Below are 21,548 nucleotides of genomic sequence, written 5' to 3'. Positions count from 1 at the left end.
AATCGGCAGCCTCTTTCCTTTTGTTCCGTCTCCGCAGTTAATCCGGCGTCAACAGCGTTGTTTTATTCCTCTACATTGATGTAGAGCTTACCTTCTGCAATTTCTTCTGTTTCGTTTCCATAGTCGTCACGTGCGACTACTTCAACGACCGCTCCATCAGCGACAACGTTGGAAGTTGCGGTGTAATAGCCAACATAGTGGCCAGGAGACATTTCCATCATTGGAAGCTCATTCGCATTTTGCACCATACCCATGCCCGTGTTGGTCAATGGCATATGGATACGGAAACGCGCTTCGAGTCCTGGCTCACTGTCAAACTCGATCATCACGGATTGTCCAGCTTCAAGGTTCTTATCCATATCTGGTTTGACATTCGTCACTTCGATCGGACCAAACTTCGCATCCACTGTCACCGTTTGATTTTTGCGGTTGCCTGCAAGGTCCTTCGCAACGACCTTGATGACATTTTCCCCTTCGTCAAGAAGCATACGGTGAGAATATGTGCCATCCTCATTGACCGTTGCTTTTTGACCGTTTACCTTGACCCAATCCAGATGGGCGTCATCGACGGTACCCGTCACATTTACTGCCATACGGTTCGTCTTTAATCCGTCGTCCGGACTTTCAATTGTCAATTCCGGTTTCGTTTGATCCAACGTGACCGTCACCAGCTCGGAAGGATCTGTCATGCCGCGTTCGTTGGAAGCAGTCGCAACCAGGACATTCTCACCATCAATAAGTGTGATGTCTGCAGAGAAAGATCCGTCTTCATTCGTTGCTACGACAGCAACCTCTTCGCCATTGTTTTCAAGGTGGACATTCACACCCGGTGCAGATTGACCTTCTACAGTTACATTCTCATCATTTGTATGCGTGCCGTCTGCTGGAGATGTGATGACCGGTGCAGTCACCTCATAATCGACTGTTGCACGGATCATGTAGTTCCCTTCCGCTGCAGGGGACTGAGACCATGCGCCACCGACAAATTGCCAGCTTCGTTCTGCATTCGGTCCGTTTTCATCTGTTCCTAAACCTGGTGCATTCGGGTTCGGATCTGATTGGACGTATACCATGAAGAAGTCGCCTTCAACCGTGACACCTTGGTCTGCGAGATCGACATGTGTCCACTCTCCATTACGGAGGGCAGTCGCATCAATCGGTCCAGCTAACTTCTTACCAGGTGCTCCTTCATCATTTGCGTCCCAAATTTCAACTTTGAAATCAGTTCCGCCTGGGTTCGGCCAGTCGGTCGTCCAGAAACGGAACATACCGCCAGTGACAAGAGCCTCTTCTTTTCCTTCCGGAAGAGACATCCTTACACCCCATCCGTTCCCTGCATCATAGAATGCACGTGCATTTTCAGCAGTGCCATCATCGTATCCGATTTCGCCTGGATAGCCGATGAACGGTTTCAATTGCGCATCTTGATCAGTTACTTCATCACCTTCGACTGTTACAGTGAACTCTTCACCATAGTAGCCTGATGCGCTGACTTTCAACGTATAGTCGCCTTCATAAGCAGTCAGCGAGTAGTTTCCGTCCGCATCGGTTTCAACAGGTGTGACAGCTGCGTCTTCGACAAGCAATACAGTTGCTCCCTCGATTGGATCACCTGTTTGCTCGTTTGTTACCGTACCTGAAACTGTACCTTGCGCCATCTCTTCCAATGTGAAGTCAGCTACGGTTTCACCATCATCTTCAATTGAAACTGATTGTTCTTGTGGGTGGTATCCATATGCTTCTGCCATGACCGTAAAGTCGCCAGCAGCATGCGTGATCGAGTAGCTTCCATCCACGGGGCTAGTAGTGGTAGAGCGGCCGGATTCAAGGATGCTTACTTCTGCTTCAAGCGGCAATGCTGAGGGTCCTTGATCATTACCTTTATCTTTCTTTTTCTCAATATCGATTCGTTTCGTCGGCATCAATTCAGCCGGGTTCACTTTTTCCTTTTTAGCTACCTTTTCTTTTGCAGGTTTAGCATCCTTATCTGGTTTCGCATTTTTGCCATGTAAAGAAGCTTTTGCGGATGTATCGTTGGAAGAATCGCTTAAACGCACATCATCAATGTACCAACCATCACGCAAAACACTTCCGTCTGTATCGACATTAAAACCGACATAGATACGCTGACCAGCATACTCAGAAAGATCGATTTCCTCTTCTACCCATCCATCACTTACGTTGTTGAATACATCAAGTTGCTCCCAAGTTTCTTGGTCAGTTGAGATAACTACATGACCGTAATCATAGTTATTTTCAAGGTTATACCAGTTATTGAACTGAAGATATGCTTCCCCTTCACCAAGGTCGATTGGAGGCATCATCAGTGTCATGTTTGCATTGTTGTCATATTGATCTTCAAGGTTGGTCGCATAGACATTTTCACCTGAGGCTGCTTCACCTGGTCCTGAAGTCGGTGCGCCCCACTCCCAGGAGTTGTTGTCTCCCCAAGAAATCCAACCGGTTGGCTGAGATTCGAAATCTGTTTCATAACCAGTCGTGATCCCTGGTAAAACTGAAACTTCATATTCATCTGATACGATATCGTTATCACCGAAGTCTTCGATCACCAAACGGTAATACAGGACTGGTTCTTCAATTGCATCTCCAGGAATGACTGCTTCGTATGTCCCAGAGTGATAATCACCATCTGTACGTACAGCATCTACAGATTCCCAGTTATTGTGGGAAATTTCGTATTCGACACGAACATTTGTGACGCTGACATTATCAGAAGCAGTGATCGTCAACGGTAAATTCAAGCCAGCATAGGTTTCAGCCGGAGCGTCATGTTCAAATGAAGGAGCTTCTGCATCGTCCCCTTCTTTCGTTACATTACCTTTAACGACGCCAAGTCCGCTTATTACTGAAGATACAGCATCAAAGGCATTGACCAAACCGTATCCGAAGCCGTTATTTGGAGATTCAGGGTATTCTCCATTGGTCATCGGTTCTGCTGTGCTAAGTAAAATCTCCTCGATTTCATCGACAGTCAAGGAAGAGTCGACTTGACGAAGCAGTGCGACGACAGCTGATACGTGTGGTCCAGCCATCGATGTTCCATTCCATCCACCTTCATAAGCGCTTCCTGGAACCGTAGAACGGATATTGACACCTGGTGCGCTGACATCCGGTTTGATTTCATCATAAGGGGATGGCCCCTCTAATGAGAAACTTGCCAAGTTGTCATTGATATCCGTTGCACCAGTCGCAAAGGATTCAGGATAATTCGCTGGAGTTGCGATAGATCCAGGTCCACCAGGGTTGAAGATTGTCGTGTTCCCTGCTGAAAACTCTGGGAAAATATCGGCTGCACGCCAGTTTTGAACCATCGGACGATACCATTCATCTAAACCAGGTCCGCCACCCCACGAGTTGTTGACAACATCCGGCGCCATTTCAGGATGAAGGTTCCCATCGGCATCCGTCGGAGCGATGATCCACTCCCCTGCTTCCAGGAGGTCAACATCGGTTCCACCTGCAGCCGTGAATGCTTTGACCGCAATCCACTTCGCACCAGGTGCAACACCGACTTGGTTTGAACCATCCGGTTCAGCACCGACCATCGTACCCATTGTATGTGTACCATGACCTTGATCATCGTATGGTGTGTCTTGACCAGCCGTCGCATCGAACCAGTTCATCTCATGACTCGGAGCGTCTGGATTCGCTGCGTCATACCCCCGATATTGCTCGACAAGGCCTGGGTGATCCCATTGGACACCGGTATCGATGTTCGCGACAACAGTACCGGAGCCATCGATGCCCATATCCCAAACAGCTGGAGCACCGACACGTTCGATGTTCCACTCGATGGAATTCGTTTCATTTTTCACATCCGCTTTCGGTTGAGTGGATGCTTTTGTCGTTTCAGGCATCGGTTGGAGCTGGCGTACTTCATTCGGCAGCACTTTCGCTACTTCAGGAAACGCAGCCAATTGCTCCATGACTTCTTTGTTCGCTGTTACAGCCATTGCATTGACAATAAAGAAAGATTGATAGTCTTTCACTGCCTTACTTGCTTTTTGTTTCTCCAAAAATTGTTTTACGTTCCCTTGTGTTTCGATTGCCGTGGAGCGAAGAGCCGATACGACTGCAGAGCGTTGCGCGAGTTCCTTCTTGTAAGGCGTCAGCTTCTGCTTCTCCGCTTTTTCGATCGCATTCTTCGAAACTTTCTGTGTATCCACCTGTTCATTGAATTTGATCAAGAACGTAACCTGATCTTCATCCTTGAACTGGTTTTGTAGTGATTTACTTACTTTATTGGTTAGGGCTTCATCTTTGAACGATGTGGCGATCGGATTTGTTTCTTGTGTCACCATCGTCCGTGCGTTGACCGCTGGAGCTAGAAATGTTGAAACTAGTAGTAGAATCGCTGTGACGAGTGCAAATGCCCGTCGATTCAACAAAAACCTCCGATAATTTACCATCTTTCCCCTCCTAAAAGTTATAAGCTTGTCCGAAACGTAAAAAACTTGGCCCCCTTTCCTGTCGAATGCAAGATGACTGTATCCTTTGTTGTTGAATCCATAATAAAGCAATTTTTTGCATATATTAATATAAATAACAGAATTTTCTAAAATTGAAGAATTGGTAATGTTTAGTCGATAAATTTCGTTTGGGACTTTCAACTCCTCTGGAATTCTGTTGAAATTGGGATTGATTCATTAATACCAATGGTTTGGATGGTCCTAGTACTTTATCAGTAATCACTAGGTATATAGGATTATAGATGTTCATCCCTAAATTTTGCTAAGACCATAGTATGAGGGAATGTCGAAATAAAGGAGGGATTGTTGTGGAATATTGTTACTCTATACTGATGTCCTACATAATGAACCTAATGTTTTTCATTAACCGGAACATTCGTCGGATTTATAGTTTTCCGGACCTAATTTTCCATTCTGAGGAGGTTTTATATAAAAAGCGTTTTGAAAATAAAAAGCGACCCTTCAAAAGAGTCGCACGCAAAATTATCACTCTATGATATTGACATTGTAGTTTTCCAACCACACGTTGATTTGTGCAAGATTGGCGATTAGCTGCGGTCCTGTCATCAACTGTCCGAACCATGGGGTCTTAAAGGCTCCGCCATCTGTCTGGATGATTTCCGATACCTTGTTCCGATCTAGCAAATCAAGGATAGGCGCTGAATCCTTTTGAATGATCGAGTTCAGCCATTCCTTTACGAGCCTCGTGTATTCCGGATGATGTGTTTTTGGATAAGGGCTCTTTTTCCGATACAGAATTTCATTTGGAAGGATACCTTCGAGCGCTTTTCGTAATATGCCTTTCTCCCTGCCCCCAAACATTTTCATCTCCCATGGGATATTCCAGGCATACTCTACAATCCTATGATCAGCGAATGGAACCCTGACTTCGAGGCTCGCCCCCATGCTCATGCGATCTTTTCTGTCAAGGAGCGTCGCCATGAACCAATGCATATTAAGGTAGAACATCTCTCTTCTTCTAGCCTCTGCTGGCTCTTCACCATCAAGTTTCGGAGTTTCATTGATTGTTTGTTGATAGCGGTTATGAACATAATTTTTCAGATCGAGCTTTTTCCTCAAGTCTGTTCTCAAAATCGATTCACGTTCATAAGTCGAATGCATCCATGGAAACGCATCCCTCTCTAACAATTCCGGTCGATAAAACCATGGGTACCCGCCGAATATTTCATCTGCACATTCACCAGAAAGCCCAACCGTGAACTGCTGTCTGATTTCTTCACAAAACCAAAGCAATGAGGAATCGACATCAGCCATTCCTGGTAAATCCCTCATATGGACAGCTGCTGTCAGGTAATGCTGCAATTTTGCATTATCAATTACAGAGGAGTGATGGACCGTTTTCAAATAATCCCTCATGATTTCAATCCAGGGACCATCGGAATTCGGTTGGAAAGTGCTTTGCTTGAAGTACTTATCATTTTCTTCATAGTCGATGGAATACGTATGCAGTGCACCGCGCCCCTCCTGTTGGAAAAAACGCGAAGCGAATGCACTGATTGCGCTTGAATCGACCCCGCCTGACAGAAAAGTACACACCGGTACGTCAGCGACCAGTTGCCTTTCGACAGCATCTTTCAACAGCCATCGCACCTGCTCAACTGTCTCATCGAGCGAATCCGTATGCTCTTCACTTTTCACATCCCAATAGCGCCATATTCGCAATCCATTTCGGTCCAATCTGAGCGCATGACCGGCCCTTAGTTCCTTGATTCCTCTATAAACGCCATGCCCCGGTGTTCTTGATGGTCCTAATCCGAAAATTTCTTGCAAGCCCTCGCGATCAACCTCTGCTTTTACGTTCGGATGAGCGAGGATCGCCTTCAATTCTGAACCGAATATCAATGTTCCGGATTTTTCTCTGTAAAATAGCGGCTTTACGCCAAGCCGGTCTCTCGCCATGAAAACCCGCTCGTGCTTTTCATCCCAAATAGCAAATGCATAAATGCCATTCAGATGGTTTACACATTGCTCCCCCCACTCGATGTAACTGGTCAGAAGAACCTCGGTATCGCTGTGGGAATCGAATCGATGCCCTTTGGATACCAGGACTTTCCGTATGTCTTCTGTGTTGTATAATTCACCGTTATAAACCATCGTATATTGATTCGAGTGATGGACTTTCTGCATCGGTTGACCCCCACCAGCAGGATCGACCACAATTAAACGTGCATGCCCGAATGCCACATGGAGTGATGTCCAATGCGTTGTAGCATCCGGGCCTCGCTTCCCTAACGTGGTTGCCATCTTTTGTATTGTTGCCGTTTCTTTTGCCAAATTTTCTTTAAAATCGATCCATCCTGTGATTCCACACATTTTGTTACCTCACCCTTCCAGGGATTGCTCTCTACACAATTTATGCGGAGAAGAGTGAAATGTGCCCACTCGAATTGGTTGAGGAGTTAGAATTACAAGTGGTTTTCGTGTAAATGGATCATTCTGTCGGCAGCTTCAAGCAGGCGTTCTTTTTCACAATTCAAACCTACTCGGACGAATCCTTCACCAGTTTCGCCAAATCCATTTCCAGGTGCTACGATCACATGCGCTTTTTCAATTAATAGTTCCGCGTACTCTTGTGATGTATATCCTTCTGGCACGGGAAGCCACGAGAAAAAGGATCCTTTTGGAAGATCAACGTTGAATCCATGATCATTCAATTTCGTGATGAATTCGTTGCGACGGTTTTCATATAATGCGGTCAATTCGTGTACACAGTCTTGTGGACCGTTTAGTGCACTTGCAGCTGCTTCCTGGATGCCGCCGAACATACCGCAGTAGTAATGATCCTGGATAAGGTTGAGTGCTTCGATGACTTCCTTATTCCCTAATGCAAATCCAACACGCCAACCAGCCATATTGTATGTTTTGGAAAGCGTGTACATTTCGACACCGACCTCTTTTGCCCCTTTTGCCTGAAGAAAGCTTATCGGTTTCTTTCCGTCAAACCCAATCGATCCATACGCAAAATCATGGACGATACAGCATCCAGTCTTTTCACCGAGCTCAACCGTCTCTTCAAAAAATTCCCTTGTTGCGATTCCTGCTGTCGGGTTGTTAGGATAGTTCAGGAACATCAGCTTTGCTTGTTCCAGTACATTTTGTGGAATAGAATCGTAGTCTGGCAGGAAGTCGTTTTCCTTTTTAAGCGGCATCTTATATTGATTTGCTCCAGCGATGGCGATCCCAGATTCATAGTCAGGGTAACCTGGATCGGGTACTAATACAGTATCACCTTGGTTTAACAAGCATTGGCTTACTTCTACGAGACCCGCCTTCGCACCAAAAAGAACAGCGACTTCTTTTTCTGGGTCTAGATCGACATCGTATTCCCTTTTGTAATAATCGGCAATCGCTTTTTTCAAAAAGGTATGACCTCGAAATGGCGGATATTTATGGTGGATCGGGTTGGTTGCTGAGGTCTGCAGTGCCTCGATGATATGATCCGGGGTAGGCTGGTCAGGATTCCCCTGTCCAAGATTGATCATGTCATAACCAGCTTGATAGTAGGGTTCGATCTTATTTACAAGTTTTGCAAAGAATTGGTCAGGCAAACGTTTGAGTGATTCTGATTGTTGAAAACGAGACAATCTGATAACCTCCTATATTGAGAAAAATTTTAATTGTAAATTGTCGTAAAATTCTAATCACTTATGTTAAAGTGTTAATGACTAAATGTAAAGGAATTTATGTTGAATATCTGGAATTAAGGGGGTCCTTGTATGAAAGTAGCAGTAATACAGATGGATATAGAATTCGGAAAACCACAAGTGAATTTTGAAAAAGTGACCGCGACCATCCGCGATGCATGTAATGAATCAGCTGATGTGATCGTCCTTCCAGAGATGTGGACGACGGGGTATGATTTAAAGAGGCTCGATGAAATCGGTGATGATGAAGGGAAACAGACCATCGAATTCATCTCTTCTCTTGCATCGACTTACCGGGTGAATATCATAGCGGGCTCCGTCGCTGAAAGGTCTGAAGACAGCGTCTACAACACGATGATCGTATTTGATCGTGAAGGTGAGGTTGTGAAAAAATACAGCAAGGTCCATTTGTTCCGACTTATGAATGAAGAAAAATACCTGACTGCAGGAAATAATGATGGGCATTTTGAAATCGATGGCGTCCCTTCAGCAGGATTCATCTGTTATGATATCCGTTTCCCTGAATGGATGCGCAAGCATGCGCTTGATGGTGCCAAAGTGTTGTTTGTACCGGCTGAATGGCCGAAACCTAGAACGGAACACTGGCGTAACCTTTTGATTACACGAGCGATTGAAAACCAATGTTACGTCGTTGCCTGTAACCGTATCGGCGCTGATCCTGACAATGAATTTGGCGGTCACTCGATCATCATCAACCCATGGGGCGAAATCATCGCAGAAGCAGATGAAACAGAAACCATCTTATTCGCTGACATCTCCATTGACGAGCTAAACGAAATCCGTACCCGAATACCAATCTACGAAGACCGCCGCACCGACCTATACTAGGAAGCAGCGCCACATTTCGGTGCCAGGCACACTTTCAGGACCCTTGGCGCTGTTGAGGTCTTGTCCGGTGCCAGGCACACTTAACGAGGCACGCCTATCCTAAATTATAAAAAGCGGTTCGATTGGTTTGAGTCGAGCCGCTTTCCTTATTTCACATTTTAAAGGGACTGATCCAACACATCGATGAAAATAGATGTTTGATCAGCCCCTTTGTGTTTTCATGGATGTTTTGAAAAATTAACGGATACCAGAACCGTTATTTGTGAACAAAAGAGCTGATCTTCTATGGTTTTAAGGAAATAAGATCTCTGGTGTCCGTTATTTTTATAAATGAGCGAGTTTTTTAAAATAAGGTCTCCTGTGTCCGTTAGCGATTTTCGGAGACTAATTCAGCAAGTTGGATCGCGTATAACACATATGCTCAGAACTAATTGGTCAGTCCCTTCAAAATAAGAGCAACTATGGTTCAACCAGCGCCAAACGAAGTTTTTGCTGTGCCAGGTTTTCTTCAAATGATTTTGTTCCCTGTTAGGAAGGTTTGGATTTGTGTTGGATTGACAGGTTTGCTGATATAGTACCCTTGCACTTGGTCACATCCAAAGTTTTTCAAGGTGATCAGCTGTTTTTTCGTTTCAACGCCTTCAGCAAGGACAGTGACGTTCAATCCTTCACACATCGTAATGATTGCACGGACAATTGCAGCATCTGAACTGAATTCTTCCAGATTCCGTATGAACGATTGGTCGATTTTCAAAATATCGATCGGAAAATCCCTCAAGTAACTTAAAGAAGAATATCCTGTGCCAAAATCATCGACAGAGATTTTCACCCCGAGAGCTCTCAACTGATTGATGATCCACAGGCTATGCTCTACATCTTCAAGCATGATGCTCTCCGTCAATTCGATGTGCAGGGCGGAAGGACTCAGACCAGAAATCCCCAAGCATTCTTTTACTTCATCGACGAACTCTAACCGTTGAAATTGCCTTCCAGAAACATTTACACAAACCGATAAGTGTCCCGCACCTTGGTCGTGCCATCTGCGTACTTGATTACAGGCTTGTTCAAGGACCCACTTTCCGATTTCATTAATCAATCCCGCTTCTTCGGCGATCGGAATAAAAAGGTTAGGAGGAATCATTCCACGTTTCGTATGATTCCATCTCAGCAATGCTTCACAAGCGAAAACTTTTCCATCGGATATATTAATCTGCGGTTGGTAGAAGATTTCAAACTCGCCCAACGACATCGCCTTTCTCAAATGATATTCCATTTCAAGGCGTTCGTTAATTGATTCATTCATCTCCATAGTAAAAAACTGCACACTGTTTCTCCCGTCCAATTTTGCACGGTGCATCGCCAGGTTCGCATTCTTCAAGAGGTGCTCATCATCTCTGGCATCATCAGGGTAAATACTGATTCCGATGCTCCCAGACAGAACATAATCTTTGCCATTCAAGAAAATCGGTTTTTTGATAACTGACAAGATATTTTTTGCTAAACTCGTCAGCTTATCCAAATCACTTGCACCAGGAACGAAAATGAGGAATTCATCTGCAGCAAACCGTGCAATGCATTGCTCCTCTTCAATCATCCCGCTCATATTTCTTGCCACATGTTTTAAAATCCGGTCACCAGCCTGATGCCCTAGACTATCGTTGATCATCTTGAACTCATCCAAATCGATTACCATCACAGCAAGTTTTTCATTCGATTTTTCTGCTGACTCGATCGCTTCAGCCAACCTCTCATGGAAATACATACGGTTTGGCAAGCCTGTCAAACTGTCGTGATAAGCCAACTGTGAAATTTTCTCTTCCGCTATCATAAGAGAATCGTTCAAAACCTCAAGATCCTCTGTGGATGCCTTCACGAGCTGTGACATCGCAAGAAATTCCTGGTAGTGGGAAGCAACGTTATTTGCGTTCCTGAAGGTTTGTTCATCAATATACGTTTCATTTTCTGCTAACGTTAGGAACGAAAGGGCATAGCTTAAGACGTCATTCTTTCCATCCTCATGATAATATTCACCCGCTGTGAAAGCCCCTACTGTCGGAACGAGTCTTTTGATCATGTCCATCTCATGAGCGATCCCGATATTGAAAAACCGGCGCCTGGATAAACATGAATATAGGAAGAGTCCTTCTACAGGCTGATTTTCCAGCTGGCGATAGATACAATTCATCGAATCCAGAAATATTCCGGCATCTCCGCAACCAATTGAAACTTTGCAACCTTCCTGAATTGGTTGAAAGACTTCGATCGAACCGTCTTCACAAAAACGCTTCACCATCACAGGCTCTGTCTGCTCTCCACGCGTCACCATCAAAGGAAAGGAAGAATGGGAATCTATGATACTCGTCGTCATTTCGCTTCCAAGATATTTTTCATAGATATCTTTGACTGGTTTATCATCCAACGTATATAGGATCGAATTTTCAGCCTTCGTTACCATGAAAGAGCGACCTGCCGTATTCCAGTCTAAACAAGCATGGACCGAGGCCTTCAATTCCTCACCAGTCAGGCTGACCGCCGTCACGCCTGAATCAATTAAACCTTCATTGAAGATCAGGTATTCTATATTCCGTTCACCAATCGGCACGGCATTTCCACCTGCAACTACAACACCAGGGACCCTTTCCTCCAACCCCTTCAGAACTCCCAGATTGTTATATGTACTGCTGCTTCCGAACAGGATAACGGCCTTCGTATCTGGTTTGATGATCCGTTCAGCAATATAAATGCCACATTCATGGGCTTCCATATTTCCATCATCAGAAATGCCAATAGATGCAAGCTGCACCTTGTCGAAAACCGTAAAAGAGATCGTCGTACCGCTCGTCCTGATTTCCTTGCAAAAGGAGGCGTCCACTGTCGCACCGATGATTGCTGCATTCGGAAACTCCTGATCAAGCATCTCCACAAGTCTTGAAATACGTACCTTCCCCTCTGATGTGAAGATCTGGATCAATAACCGATCATGCATCGATTGTAGGTTGTTCATATCTATGAATGTTTGTAATTGTTTCTTACTACTATAAATCGTGCTGACAGTCTTCATCTTTACACCCTTCCCCAGCATCGATTGAAAATGATCTGATTGTTAATTTAAGACATATCCATACCTTTTATCGACCAAATTTGTTCTTCCCTTCATCAATCAGCGGGGTGTATAAACTCCTATTTTACTGTGTTCGAATAAAGGAAATGAGGTCTTTTATCCTACTTCACTTCGATTTCAGCCATGAAGGTTGATGGATCGATGTTCGCTCCCTCTAACACAATGACCTCCATGGATTCCTCTGAACCTGATTCATGTTCTTCACCCGGCTCCCAATACACAGCTATTCCAGCAGAAACTTTCACTTTCTCTGAATCTTTTACACGTACCCACCCTTCACCAGATACAACAATGAACAATTGGTTGACTGTGGCAGGATGCATACCGAGGCAGCCTTCTTTTTCGAAGTGGATACAAGCTGTCTGCTGAAATCCTTCTTGACGTATAAAAGGCGAAATACGTACACCTGAACTACTAAACCGATCGATCACCTTAGCTTGAGTTGGATTGAATTGATAGAATTTCATAATTTCCCCCTTTTTTGGTGAAGAACGTTAACCGCTTAGCACAGAAATGTTATACTGATATACACATTAAGATAAAGGCATGGTACATATGAAAAACTTCTTATTCGGTCTACTTACTCTTGCAGTCTTATTGGGAATTTCCTCAATAGCTGTTAGTCCTGAATTAACGGATTTTTTTGTAGATGAAAAAAGCATGATCCAAATGAAAGAACAAAGAGAACCATCAGCCGGCCACACGTCCTCTTCGAAGAATCCTGAAGACATTTTACAACACACCGGTCAAGAGTGGCAGTCCTTATCAACTCAAGATCGTCTTACTTTTGCCATCCATCTAAAAAAGGGTCTGAAGTCAAGAGATATACACATAGATGACCCTTATCAACTTCTTGATCAAATCGATACATACTTTGAAACCAATTCGAAGGACGACTCGATTGAAAAAGCGGTCATGGTGATCATCACAGAAAATACGTTTATGGATTAAAAAAGAGCTTGTCCTTATCGGATAAGCTCTTTCTTGAAGGTTTGTCCTTTCTTTTACATTGGCAATGCGTGATAACCAAGGTATAAAACAAGGATCAGTGAAATGACGAACATGATCCACATTCCAGTGACAGAAGCCCCTTTTTTCGCTTTTGCCAACACCATTTCCATACTTCCGATCACCCAGATACCAACCAGTGCTTTCGCAAATAATTTAAATTCATAATATCCGCCTGATAAGTATTGTACGAACATCATTCCGCCAGTAACAATAATGAAGACATAAAACAACCTTAAAATCATGCTTGTGATCTTATGGCCTTTCGCTTTTCCTGCTTTTAATAGAAAATACGTTACAAAAAACAGGATGATTGCAATCGCCCAAGACGTAACATGTGCATGAAGCATCCAGCATTCCTCCTCTAAACTCAATCGATTTCATCATATCAAAACCCTTTCCAAAAGGGAAATCTGATGCTGAGGGTGTAATGCATAAGCGTTTTCATTTATAATGGGGAAAGAGTCAAAATGAATTGAAAAGAATGGAGTGAGCTACATGAGTAAAGTAAGAAACCAACATGGAACAGAAGAAATCATTTCGAAAACAGAACAGTATGGAGCAAAAAACTATCTCCCACTCCCGATCGTCATTTCCGAAGCTGAAGGTGTTTGGGTGAAAGACCCTGAAGGCAATAAGTATATGGATATGTTGAGTGCCTATTCCGCTGTCAACCAAGGACATCGACACCCGAAAATCATCGAAGCGCTTAAGCAGCAGGCTGACCGTGTAACGTTGACTTCCCGAGCGTTCCACAACGATCAACTAGCTCCATTTTATGAAAAAGTATCGAAACTGACGAATAAAGACATGATTCTGCCGATGAATACTGGTGCAGAAGCGGTTGAGACGGCAATCAAGACCGCTCGCCGCTGGGCATATGATGTAAAAGGCGTACAAGACAACCAAGCAGAAATCATCGCATGTGAAGGAAACTTCCACGGACGTACGATGACAGCCGTTTCCCTCTCATCAGAAGCTGAATACAAGCGCGGATTCGGACCAATGCTTCCTGGTATCAAGGTCATTCCTTACGGCGATATCGAAGCATTGCGTAATGCAATTACAGAAAATACTGCAGCATTCTTGTTCGAACCTATCCAGGGTGAAGCTGGGATCAACATTCCGGAAGATGGTTTCTTGAAAGAAGCACGTGAATTATGTACTTCTGAAAATGTGTTGATGGTTGCCGATGAAATCCAATCCGGCTTAGGTCGTTCTGGTAAAACGTTCGCCTGTGATTGGGAAAACGTCGTTCCAGACATGTATATCCTTGGAAAAGCGCTTGGCGGAGGGGTATTCCCGATTTCCTGCGTTGCTGCTAACAAAGATATCTTAGGTGTCTTCAGCCCTGGTTCCCATGGTTCTACCTTCGGCGGGAACCCATTAGGATGTGCGGTAGCGATCGCATCACTTGAAGTTCTTGAAGAAGAGAAATTAGTAGAACGTTCTTTGGAATTGGGGAACTACTTCCAAGAGGAATTGAAGAAGATCAACAATCCGAAGATAAAAGAAATTCGCGGACGCGGTTTGTTCATTGGTGTTGAATTGACTGAAGCCGCACGCTCGTATTGTGAGGAATTGAAGGAAAAAGGACTGCTTTGTAAGGAAACGCACGAAACTGTCATCCGTTTCGCACCACCACTCGTGATCGACAAAAAAGATCTCGATTGGGCGATCGGAAAGATTAAAGAAGTATTAGAAGCATAAAAGAAACATTTTGATGAAGAACAGGCTCATTGGCGCCTGTTCTTTTTGCATTTAAAGAAAGAAAATACTTTCTTCAATATCAGTGCAACTATGGCTCTGCCTGCGCCGAGGCTTTGCCAAGTTTTCTTTATTTCGCTGGGAAACAGAAGCTTTTCCTGCCGCATGTCGAAATAAGTCAAATGTTGATAAAGACGAAAATATGTATATATAACGTGGGAAATGTACATAAAACAAAATTTATGTCCAATAAAAGCAGAAAGTGTACACATAATTTTCACCATATCAGGACCTTCGTCAGTTCTTATTGCACGTGAAGTTGAATATGTCTATGGTAGCTTATCTCAATTTCATCTTTGGAGGGTTCATTATGAAAAAACTACGCATCTGGTTACATATTGCTCTTCTCGGGAGCTTTGCACTCCCATGGCTGAAAATACCTTTCATCGTCACCACTATTCCGGTAATCGGCTACCTTCTCCCATTCAAGACAATTTCGCTTGCCAATCAGCTGAACAGTATCGGTGTCATGAAAATCAGCAATGAGCAAATGTTCTCGTTGTTTGTGATGCTGCTTGCACCAGTCATTTCAGTTTTCGTACTCACGATGTTATTTTCAAAGCGGAAGCCAAGCATTTATTTGGATTGTGCAGCGGGACTGGTCGCAGTGATGAGCTGTCTTTATATCCTCACGAACACTGGAAACATCGTGACAGCTGGTTTCTATATCACTTTGATCATCTCGTTACTACTGGTAGCTTCACCTTTACTAGACGGGGAAAAAGAAAAAAGTGTCAAAGTTCGGAATCGGGCTGTGTTCAAGTAAGCATTCGGAAACTCACGCGGATATTGATTTTAGACTTAGGAGTGGACTTTTTAGACATAAAACAAAATATTTAGACTTAATCACGATTTTTTTGATTTAAACCAGTAATTTTAGACTAAATTCGAGAAAAGAAAAGGATTGACTAGGGCATTTCTGCCGTCAGGTCAATCCTTTCCCCATCTAAATTCTATTCTTTCAAGCCAATCGAGATGTATTTCGTTTCAAGATACTCTTCGATTCCTTCAATTCCGCCTTCGCGGCCGAGTCCACTCTGTTTCATGCCTCCGAACGGTGCTTGTGCGGCTGAAGGTACCCCGTCATTCCAGCCGACAATACCATAATCGAGCGCTTCGACCACTTTCAATCCACGACTATAATGCTCACTGAACACGTACGCCGCTAATCCATATGGCGTCATATTCGCATACGTCACAGCTTCTTCATCTGTTTTCACCTTTTGGATCGGAGCGACTGGACCGAACGTCTCTTCATTCATGATCAGCATGCTGGGTTCAACATCGATAAGGACCGTCGGCTCGTAATAATACGTTCCGTTCTCAGCTTCTTGACCTTTTCCGCCGACTACACACTTCGCCCCCTGCTTGATTGCATTCTGAACATGCTTTTCGACTTTTTCATATGCATCTTTATTGATCATCGGGCCAATATCTGTTTCCTCTTCAAGACCATTGCCGACCTTCAGCTTTTTCGTAATGGCTACTACCTCTTCGATGAATTCATCATAAATCTTTTCCTGCACATAGATCCGGTTGCCGCAAATACACGTCTGCCCACCGTTACGAAATTTAGAGGCGACTGACTGTGCGGCGGCATATTTGACATCAGCATCATCCAGTACGACGATCGGAGCATGCCCACCAAGCTCTAGTGACATATTTTTCACCTGTTCCGCACCTTGTTTCATCAATAGCTTTCCGACTTCTGTCGAGCCAGTGAATGTCACTTTACGGACTTTCGGATTAGATAAAAGCTCTTCCCCGATCTCTGAGGACTTACCGGATACGAGGTTGACGACACCCTTCGGAATACCTGCTTCCTGACAGAGCTCTACTAGACGTACAGCTGTCAATGGTGTTTCATTCGGCGGTTTGACGACGAACGTACATCCCGCTGCTAATGCTGGCCCAAGCTTACGAGTAATCATCGCTGCCGGAAAGTTCCACGGTGTGATCGCACCGACGACGCCGACAGGCTGTTTGTTGACTTGCATTCGTTTGTTTTCTTTTGAAGCGGGTATCGTCCTGCCGTAGATACGTTTCCCTTCTTCAGCAAACCACTTTAAGAAGGACGCCGCATACTGGACTTCGCCTTTCGATTCTTTCAGTGGCTTACCCATTTCTTCCGTCATGAGTTTCGCTAGCTCATCTTCATGCTCCAGCATCAAATCATATAACGTCTCTAAATAAGCAGCACGATCATATGCTGTCAAATTGGACCAGGATGGAAATGCTTCGTGGGCTGCATCAATAGCCATTCTTGCTTCTTTTTTCCCGCCTCGAGGAACTGTACCGACGCGTTCACCTGTTGCAGGGTTCACTACTTCGACTTTTTCCAGACCGTAATCAGACCATTCATTATTGATAAAAATACCTTTATCCATCGTAACGCCTCCATTTTTCAAAATGATACAACTAATCTGTGTTCTACTTTTACAATTCCATTCGGTGGGTTCCGTTAAACATCATTGTGTACAGGGTTCGACAGGATACCGATGTTTTCCACTTCGATTTTGACGACATCATCTGCTTTCAGATATTTAGGCGGCTTGAATCCTTTTCCAACTCCAGCAGGTGTACCGGTTGCGATGATGTCTCCTGGTTCGAGTGTCATTACTTTTGATAGGACCTCGATTAATTCAGGTATCGAGAAAATCATTTTCGATGTTGAAGAACTCTGTCGTGTTTCTCCATTTACGTAAGTGGTAATATGTAGATCGTGAGGGTCAGGGACTGCTGATTTATGAACCAAAGCAGGTCCCATCGGACAGCTTGCGTCCAAGCTCTTTCCGATTAGAAATTGTTTGTGTTTACTCTGGAGGTCTCTTGCGGTTACATCGTTGATGAGTGTATAACCGAACACATAGTCATATGCTTCTTCACGAGTAATCGCCTTTCCCTTTTTCCCGATTACCACTGCAAGTTCACCTTCATAATCGATATCAGTCGTGACCTCTGTCGGAATGATGATTGATTGTTCCGGACCAATTACCGTCGTTGGAGCTTTTGAAAAAATCATCGGCACTTCCGGTACATCTGCGTCTGTACCAAGTTCAAGCGCATGGTCGAGATAATTTTTCCCTACACAAAAGATATTTTTCGTCGGCCTTGGAATCGGAGCCAGCAGTTCAATCGAATTGAGCTCTAGAATGTACTTTTCGGTATTACCCTGTTCTCTTAAAAGCGACTGCAACTCATCGACCTTTTTGACGAATTCTTCGCCAAGTTGGACAGCTTCAAGTAGTGTATTCGGCAAATCGGCTCCCACCGCAGATGCTGCACGTGTCAGATCAAGTGCTTTTTCAGTCTGATTCTCTAAAAGGACTGCAACAATCGGTTCATTTTGGTGATTTCCATAGATGAATTTCATATTTTCCTCCTATTGATCGTAGATACGGTCATAATCAGCAGCAAGCTTAAAATCAAGTTCTGTCAGACCCTTTGCCTGCCAGGAGCTCAACTTGACTGTTACAAGCTTATAATCGATGGAAATGAGAGGATGATGCTGGATTTCCTCAGAATGACGAGCGATTTTACTGACAAAATCAATTCCTTCCAGATAATCATTGAATCGATATTTCTTTGTGATCCATTTTTCATCGGTCAGTTTCCAGTCTTTAAGCTTCTGGAGCTGCTCAGACACTAGTTCTTCTGTTAATCGTTCCATATCAGACCCTCCTTCTTTTACCGTGTTAATTTGATTTTCTGCTAATCGATCACCTTTGTAAAACATTTCGCTCGTAACGTCGTATATACTTCCATTTCTCCTTTTAAAATTCCTCTTTTCACATTAACCGTGAGCCACATACCAAAATGTGATAAAATGAGTTGTTAAATAGTACATTATTTTTTGGTCATAAATTATTGTGGATTTTCAAGAAATTCAGCGGACGATCCGCAAGCCTCCTCACTCACTTCCACAGGATGTGGTGGCTTCGACGTTCACCACAGGACGTACTTGTACAGGATGTACTGACTTCGACGTTCACCATAGGACGTGGTGGTATTTAGTCGAAGTTCATTATTATAGTCGAAGATCCTTTTATAAAGTGCGGGGTCTCGCTTGGCTCGCTTTTCCCGCAGGAGTGTCGTGAATTTCTAACTCAAATCCAACTGAGCATTTAAGTTGAATCGCTGATTACCATTGACCAACACGGAGTGAAAAAGATGAACATAGTCGTAAGCACCCTGAACGCTAAATATATCCATACATGCCTTGCCTTAAGGTATTTGAAAACGTATTGTGAGCCTGATTTCAAAATCGATATGGCTGAATATACGATCAAAGATCCAGTGATGAACATCGTCAGTGATTTGTATTCCCGAAATCCTGACGTCATCGGCTTCAGCTGTTATATTTGGAACATCGAAGAAACGATTCCGATCATTGAAATGATGAAGAAGATCAAACCTGATGTCAAAATCGTGCTCGGAGGACCGGAAGTCTCTTATGATGTGCCACAATGGCTGGAGCGGCTTGAGCATGTTGATTACATCGTTGTAGGTGAAGGCGAAGAAACATTCAAAGACCTTTTACATGCGTTTGAAAAGGAAGAAGATATCGATTCGGTTGCAGGAATAGCATACAGGAAGAACGGGAAACCATTCCGGACTGGTCCGAGACCGAAGCTCGATTTGAAAACGGTCCCGTCCCCTTTCCGAGTGGAAGAGGATCTGCCACAGCTTTCAAAACGGGTCACATACATCGAGACTAGCAGAGGCTGTCCATATTCCTGTTCCTTTTGCTTGTCTTCAATTGAGGTCGGCGTCCGTTACTTTGACATTGAAATGATGAAAGAAGAAATTCGTTTCTTGATGGATAATGGAGCACGGACCATCAAATTTGTCGACCGGACATTCAATATCCGCAGGGATTATGCGCTCGAAATGTTCGATTTCTTGATCAAAGAACATCTTCCAGGCACTGTGTTCCAGTTCGAAATCACAGCTGATATCATGCGTCCTGAAGTCATCAATTTTTTGAATGAACATGCCCCTGCCGGCTTATTCCGGTTCGAAATCGGGGTACAATCCACGAATGACAATACGAATGAGCTCGTTGAAAGACGACAGAATTTCGAAAAGCTGACAAGAACAGTGACAACCGTCCGTGATGGCGGTAAAATCGTCCAGCACCTTGACTTGATTGCTGGACTGCCTGAAGAAAATTATGACTCGTTCAGGAAAACTTTCAACGATGTATTTGCCTTCCGTATCGAAGAAGTGCAGCTCGGCTTTTTGAAAATGCTCAGAGGAACAGGAATGCGTCTCCGAGCGGACAACCATGATTATATCTATATGGACAAAGCACCGTATGAGATTCTTGGAAACAATGTGCTGAGTTTTGATGAAATCATCAAGATCAAGCGTGTGGAGGATGTCCTGGAGAAGTTCTGGAATGACCACCGCATGGACACGACTGTCAGTTATTTGATCGATCACGTCTTCCCTTCTGCCTTCGACTTCTTTCAGCAATTCGGAGACTATTGGGAAACCCGTGGATGGTCAAGGATCGGACATCAGCTGGAGGATTTATTCAAGCGCCTCCACTCCTTCTTAAGTGTGCTGGGTATTTCTAACCTCGAGATCGTGGAAGGTTTGATGAAGTATGACTATTTCATCCGTCAGAACCACAAGCCGAGAAAGCCATGGTGGGACTTTTCCATGGATAAGGCTACGCAATCCGCTTATCTGCGATTTCTCGCTGACCATCCTGAAAAAGTGTCAGGAGACTTCAAGGAACTCAACCTGAGTGAAAAAGAATTGCATAAGCATGTGATGATCGAACGGTTATCCTTTGATTTAGATGCATTTTTAACAGATGATGAACTTGTAGAAAAAGATACGCTCTTGATCGTCTATTTCGACCCGAGACAGAAAACTGCAACCTCATTCACCATTGATGATGAGCATACGAAAACAACGGAAGTCGTTTAAAACATAGGAGGGCTATAATGGCGAATACCCATACGTATACACGGAAAGAAGAAATTGCCAATGCAATCACACACGGAATAGGGGCTTTATTCAGCGTCGTTGGACTCGTATTTCTCGTCGTCATGTCAGCATTGGACGGATCGGTCTGGCATGTGGTGAGTTTTTCAATATACGGTGCTTCGATGCTCCTATTGTATACCGCTTCAACCCTGGTCCATAGTTTTCCAGAAGGAAAAGCGAAGGATCTTTTCGAGATTTTCGACCACGCCGCCATCTATATCTTTATTGCCGGAACCTATACCCCTTTCTTATTCATCGTCGTCAAAGGGGCACTCGGATGGACGTTGTTCGGAGTGGTATGGGGAATCGCAATTATCGGGGTGTTTTTCAAAGCATTCTTCGTAAAACGGTTCCTGTTCATCTCGACCATCATTTACATCTTGATGGGATGGCTCGCCTTGATTGCCTGGAAGCCATTGATGACGACGATGCCAAGCACAGGGATGCAGCTTTTCATCATCGGCGGAGTGTTATACACTGTCGGAACAGTGTTTTATGTCTGGCGAGGGTTCCCTTATCACCATGCAGTCTGGCACCTGTTCGTCCTGGCAGGATCAGCCGCCCACTTTTTCGCCATCCTCTTGTACATCCTTCCGCTTCAATTGGTATGAACCGTCCTTTTGGACGGTTTTTTCATTATAATTTGGT

General features: G+C 44.1%; 15 protein-coding genes. 6 read left to right on the top strand and 9 right to left on the bottom strand.

The window, feature by feature from the left end; translation table 11 throughout:
- Nucleotides 1-62 precede the first annotated feature (62 nt).
- From KOL94_RS02380 to KOL94_RS02370, 3 genes are all read right to left on the bottom strand, one after another.
- Complete coding sequence (locus KOL94_RS02380; RefSeq protein WP_221563727.1) at nt 63-4,430, bottom strand: S8 family peptidase; 4,368 nt, start codon at nt 4,428-4,430, stop codon at nt 63-65.
- A 546-nt stretch (nt 4,431-4,976) separates the two neighbouring features.
- Entirely contained in the window at nt 4,977-6,824 is a 1,848-nt protein-coding gene (gene asnB, locus KOL94_RS02375; protein WP_221563725.1) for an asparagine synthase (glutamine-hydrolyzing), read from the bottom strand.
- Nucleotides 6,825-6,916: 92 nt separating this feature from the next.
- Complete coding sequence (locus tag KOL94_RS02370; protein ID WP_221563723.1) at nt 6,917-8,095, bottom strand: pyridoxal phosphate-dependent aminotransferase; 1,179 nt, start codon at nt 8,093-8,095, stop codon at nt 6,917-6,919.
- A gap of 132 nt (nt 8,096-8,227) precedes the next feature.
- Here KOL94_RS02370 and KOL94_RS02365 point away from each other — a divergent pair, with 132 nt between their 5' ends.
- A complete protein-coding gene (locus tag KOL94_RS02365; protein WP_221563721.1) occupies nt 8,228-9,004 on the top strand; it encodes a carbon-nitrogen family hydrolase in 777 nt (258 codons plus the stop codon).
- 508 nt (nt 9,005-9,512) lie between these two features.
- Here KOL94_RS02365 and KOL94_RS02360 read toward each other — a convergent pair.
- Together KOL94_RS02360 and KOL94_RS02355 are read right to left on the bottom strand one after the other, a co-directional pair.
- Nucleotides 9,513-12,065 (bottom strand): bifunctional diguanylate cyclase/phosphodiesterase, encoded by a 2,553-nt coding sequence (locus tag KOL94_RS02360; protein ID WP_221563719.1) that lies wholly within the window; start codon nt 12,063-12,065, stop codon nt 9,513-9,515.
- 161 nt (nt 12,066-12,226) lie between these two features.
- Complete coding sequence (locus KOL94_RS02355) at nt 12,227-12,592, bottom strand: cupin domain-containing protein (protein WP_221563717.1); 366 nt, start codon at nt 12,590-12,592, stop codon at nt 12,227-12,229.
- A gap of 88 nt (nt 12,593-12,680) precedes the next feature.
- On the opposite strand from KOL94_RS02355, the gene KOL94_RS02350 reads away from it, so the two are divergent.
- Complete coding sequence (locus tag KOL94_RS02350) at nt 12,681-13,076, top strand: hypothetical protein (RefSeq protein ID WP_221563715.1); 396 nt, start codon at nt 12,681-12,683, stop codon at nt 13,074-13,076.
- A gap of 53 nt (nt 13,077-13,129) precedes the next feature.
- Here the strand turns inward: KOL94_RS02350 and KOL94_RS02345 are convergent, their stop codons facing one another.
- Nucleotides 13,130-13,483 (bottom strand): YisL family protein, encoded by a 354-nt coding sequence (locus tag KOL94_RS02345; protein ID WP_221563713.1) that lies wholly within the window; start codon nt 13,481-13,483, stop codon nt 13,130-13,132.
- 148 nt (nt 13,484-13,631) lie between these two features.
- Between KOL94_RS02345 and KOL94_RS02340 the strand changes: the two genes are divergently transcribed.
- Nucleotides 13,632-14,843, top strand: a complete 1,212-nt coding sequence (locus tag KOL94_RS02340; protein WP_221563711.1) for an ornithine--oxo-acid transaminase — start codon at nt 13,632-13,634, stop codon at nt 14,841-14,843.
- Between the two features lie 367 nt (nt 14,844-15,210).
- Entirely contained in the window at nt 15,211-15,666 is a 456-nt protein-coding gene (locus KOL94_RS02335; RefSeq protein WP_221563709.1) for a hypothetical protein, read from the top strand.
- Nucleotides 15,667-15,853: 187 nt separating this feature from the next.
- Here KOL94_RS02335 and KOL94_RS02330 read toward each other — a convergent pair whose 3' ends face one another.
- The 3 genes from KOL94_RS02330 to KOL94_RS02320 form a co-directional block, all read right to left on the bottom strand.
- Complete coding sequence (locus KOL94_RS02330; protein ID WP_221563707.1) at nt 15,854-17,287, bottom strand: NAD-dependent succinate-semialdehyde dehydrogenase; 1,434 nt, start codon at nt 17,285-17,287, stop codon at nt 15,854-15,856.
- Between the two features lie 74 nt (nt 17,288-17,361).
- The gene (locus tag KOL94_RS02325; RefSeq protein ID WP_221563705.1) at nt 17,362-18,273 is read right to left on the bottom strand and encodes a fumarylacetoacetate hydrolase family protein; all 912 of its coding nucleotides are present in this window, start codon (nt 18,271-18,273) and stop codon (nt 17,362-17,364) included.
- A gap of 9 nt (nt 18,274-18,282) precedes the next feature.
- Nucleotides 18,283-18,570, bottom strand: a complete 288-nt coding sequence (locus KOL94_RS02320) for a 4a-hydroxytetrahydrobiopterin dehydratase (protein WP_221563703.1) — start codon at nt 18,568-18,570, stop codon at nt 18,283-18,285.
- 500 nt (nt 18,571-19,070) lie between these two features.
- Between KOL94_RS02320 and KOL94_RS02315 the strand changes: the two genes are divergently transcribed.
- Together KOL94_RS02315 and trhA are read left to right on the top strand one after the other, a co-directional pair.
- Nucleotides 19,071-20,840: a B12-binding domain-containing radical SAM protein gene (locus tag KOL94_RS02315; protein WP_221563701.1), complete on the top strand. Its 1,770-nt coding sequence runs from the start codon at nt 19,071-19,073 to the stop codon at nt 20,838-20,840.
- Between the two features lie 17 nt (nt 20,841-20,857).
- Nucleotides 20,858-21,511 (top strand): PAQR family membrane homeostasis protein TrhA, encoded by a 654-nt coding sequence (gene trhA / locus KOL94_RS02310; protein WP_221563699.1) that lies wholly within the window; start codon nt 20,858-20,860, stop codon nt 21,509-21,511.
- Nucleotides 21,512-21,548: the final 37 nt, after the last annotated feature.

This window comes from Alkalihalobacillus sp. TS-13 (genome assembly GCF_019720915.1).
Taxonomy (GTDB): domain Bacteria; phylum Bacillota; class Bacilli; order Bacillales; family Fictibacillaceae; genus Pseudalkalibacillus.
Note: the sequence above shows the minus strand (reverse complement) of the source record. Positions and strands in the feature narration are given on the sequence as shown.

What these genes read in the sequence shown, in the direction of transcription:
- KOL94_RS02380 (WP_221563727.1), bottom strand. Translation starts at nt 4,430, where the DNA reads ATGGTAAATTATCGGAGGTTTTTGTTGAATCGACGGGCATTTGCACTC.
- asnB (WP_221563725.1), bottom strand. Translation starts at nt 6,824, where the DNA reads ATGTGTGGAATCACAGGATGGATCGATTTTAAAGAAAATTTGGCAAAA.
- KOL94_RS02365 (WP_221563721.1), top strand. Translation starts at nt 8,228, where the DNA reads ATGAAAGTAGCAGTAATACAGATGGATATAGAATTCGGAAAACCACAA.
- KOL94_RS02360 (WP_221563719.1), bottom strand. Translation starts at nt 12,065, where the DNA reads ATGAAGACTGTCAGCACGATTTATAGTAGTAAGAAACAATTACAAACA.
- KOL94_RS02355 (WP_221563717.1), bottom strand. Translation starts at nt 12,592, where the DNA reads ATGAAATTCTATCAATTCAATCCAACTCAAGCTAAGGTGATCGATCGG.
- KOL94_RS02350 (WP_221563715.1), top strand. Translation starts at nt 12,681, where the DNA reads ATGAAAAACTTCTTATTCGGTCTACTTACTCTTGCAGTCTTATTGGGA.
- KOL94_RS02345 (WP_221563713.1), bottom strand. Translation starts at nt 13,483, where the DNA reads ATGCTTCATGCACATGTTACGTCTTGGGCGATTGCAATCATCCTGTTT.
- KOL94_RS02340 (WP_221563711.1), top strand. Translation starts at nt 13,632, where the DNA reads ATGAGTAAAGTAAGAAACCAACATGGAACAGAAGAAATCATTTCGAAA.
- KOL94_RS02335 (WP_221563709.1), top strand. Translation starts at nt 15,211, where the DNA reads ATGAAAAAACTACGCATCTGGTTACATATTGCTCTTCTCGGGAGCTTT.
- KOL94_RS02330 (WP_221563707.1), bottom strand. Translation starts at nt 17,287, where the DNA reads ATGGATAAAGGTATTTTTATCAATAATGAATGGTCTGATTACGGTCTG.
- KOL94_RS02325 (WP_221563705.1), bottom strand. Translation starts at nt 18,273, where the DNA reads ATGAAATTCATCTATGGAAATCACCAAAATGAACCGATTGTTGCAGTC.
- KOL94_RS02320 (WP_221563703.1), bottom strand. Translation starts at nt 18,570, where the DNA reads ATGGAACGATTAACAGAAGAACTAGTGTCTGAGCAGCTCCAGAAGCTT.
- KOL94_RS02315 (WP_221563701.1), top strand. Translation starts at nt 19,071, where the DNA reads ATGAACATAGTCGTAAGCACCCTGAACGCTAAATATATCCATACATGC.
- trhA (WP_221563699.1), top strand. Translation starts at nt 20,858, where the DNA reads ATGGCGAATACCCATACGTATACACGGAAAGAAGAAATTGCCAATGCA.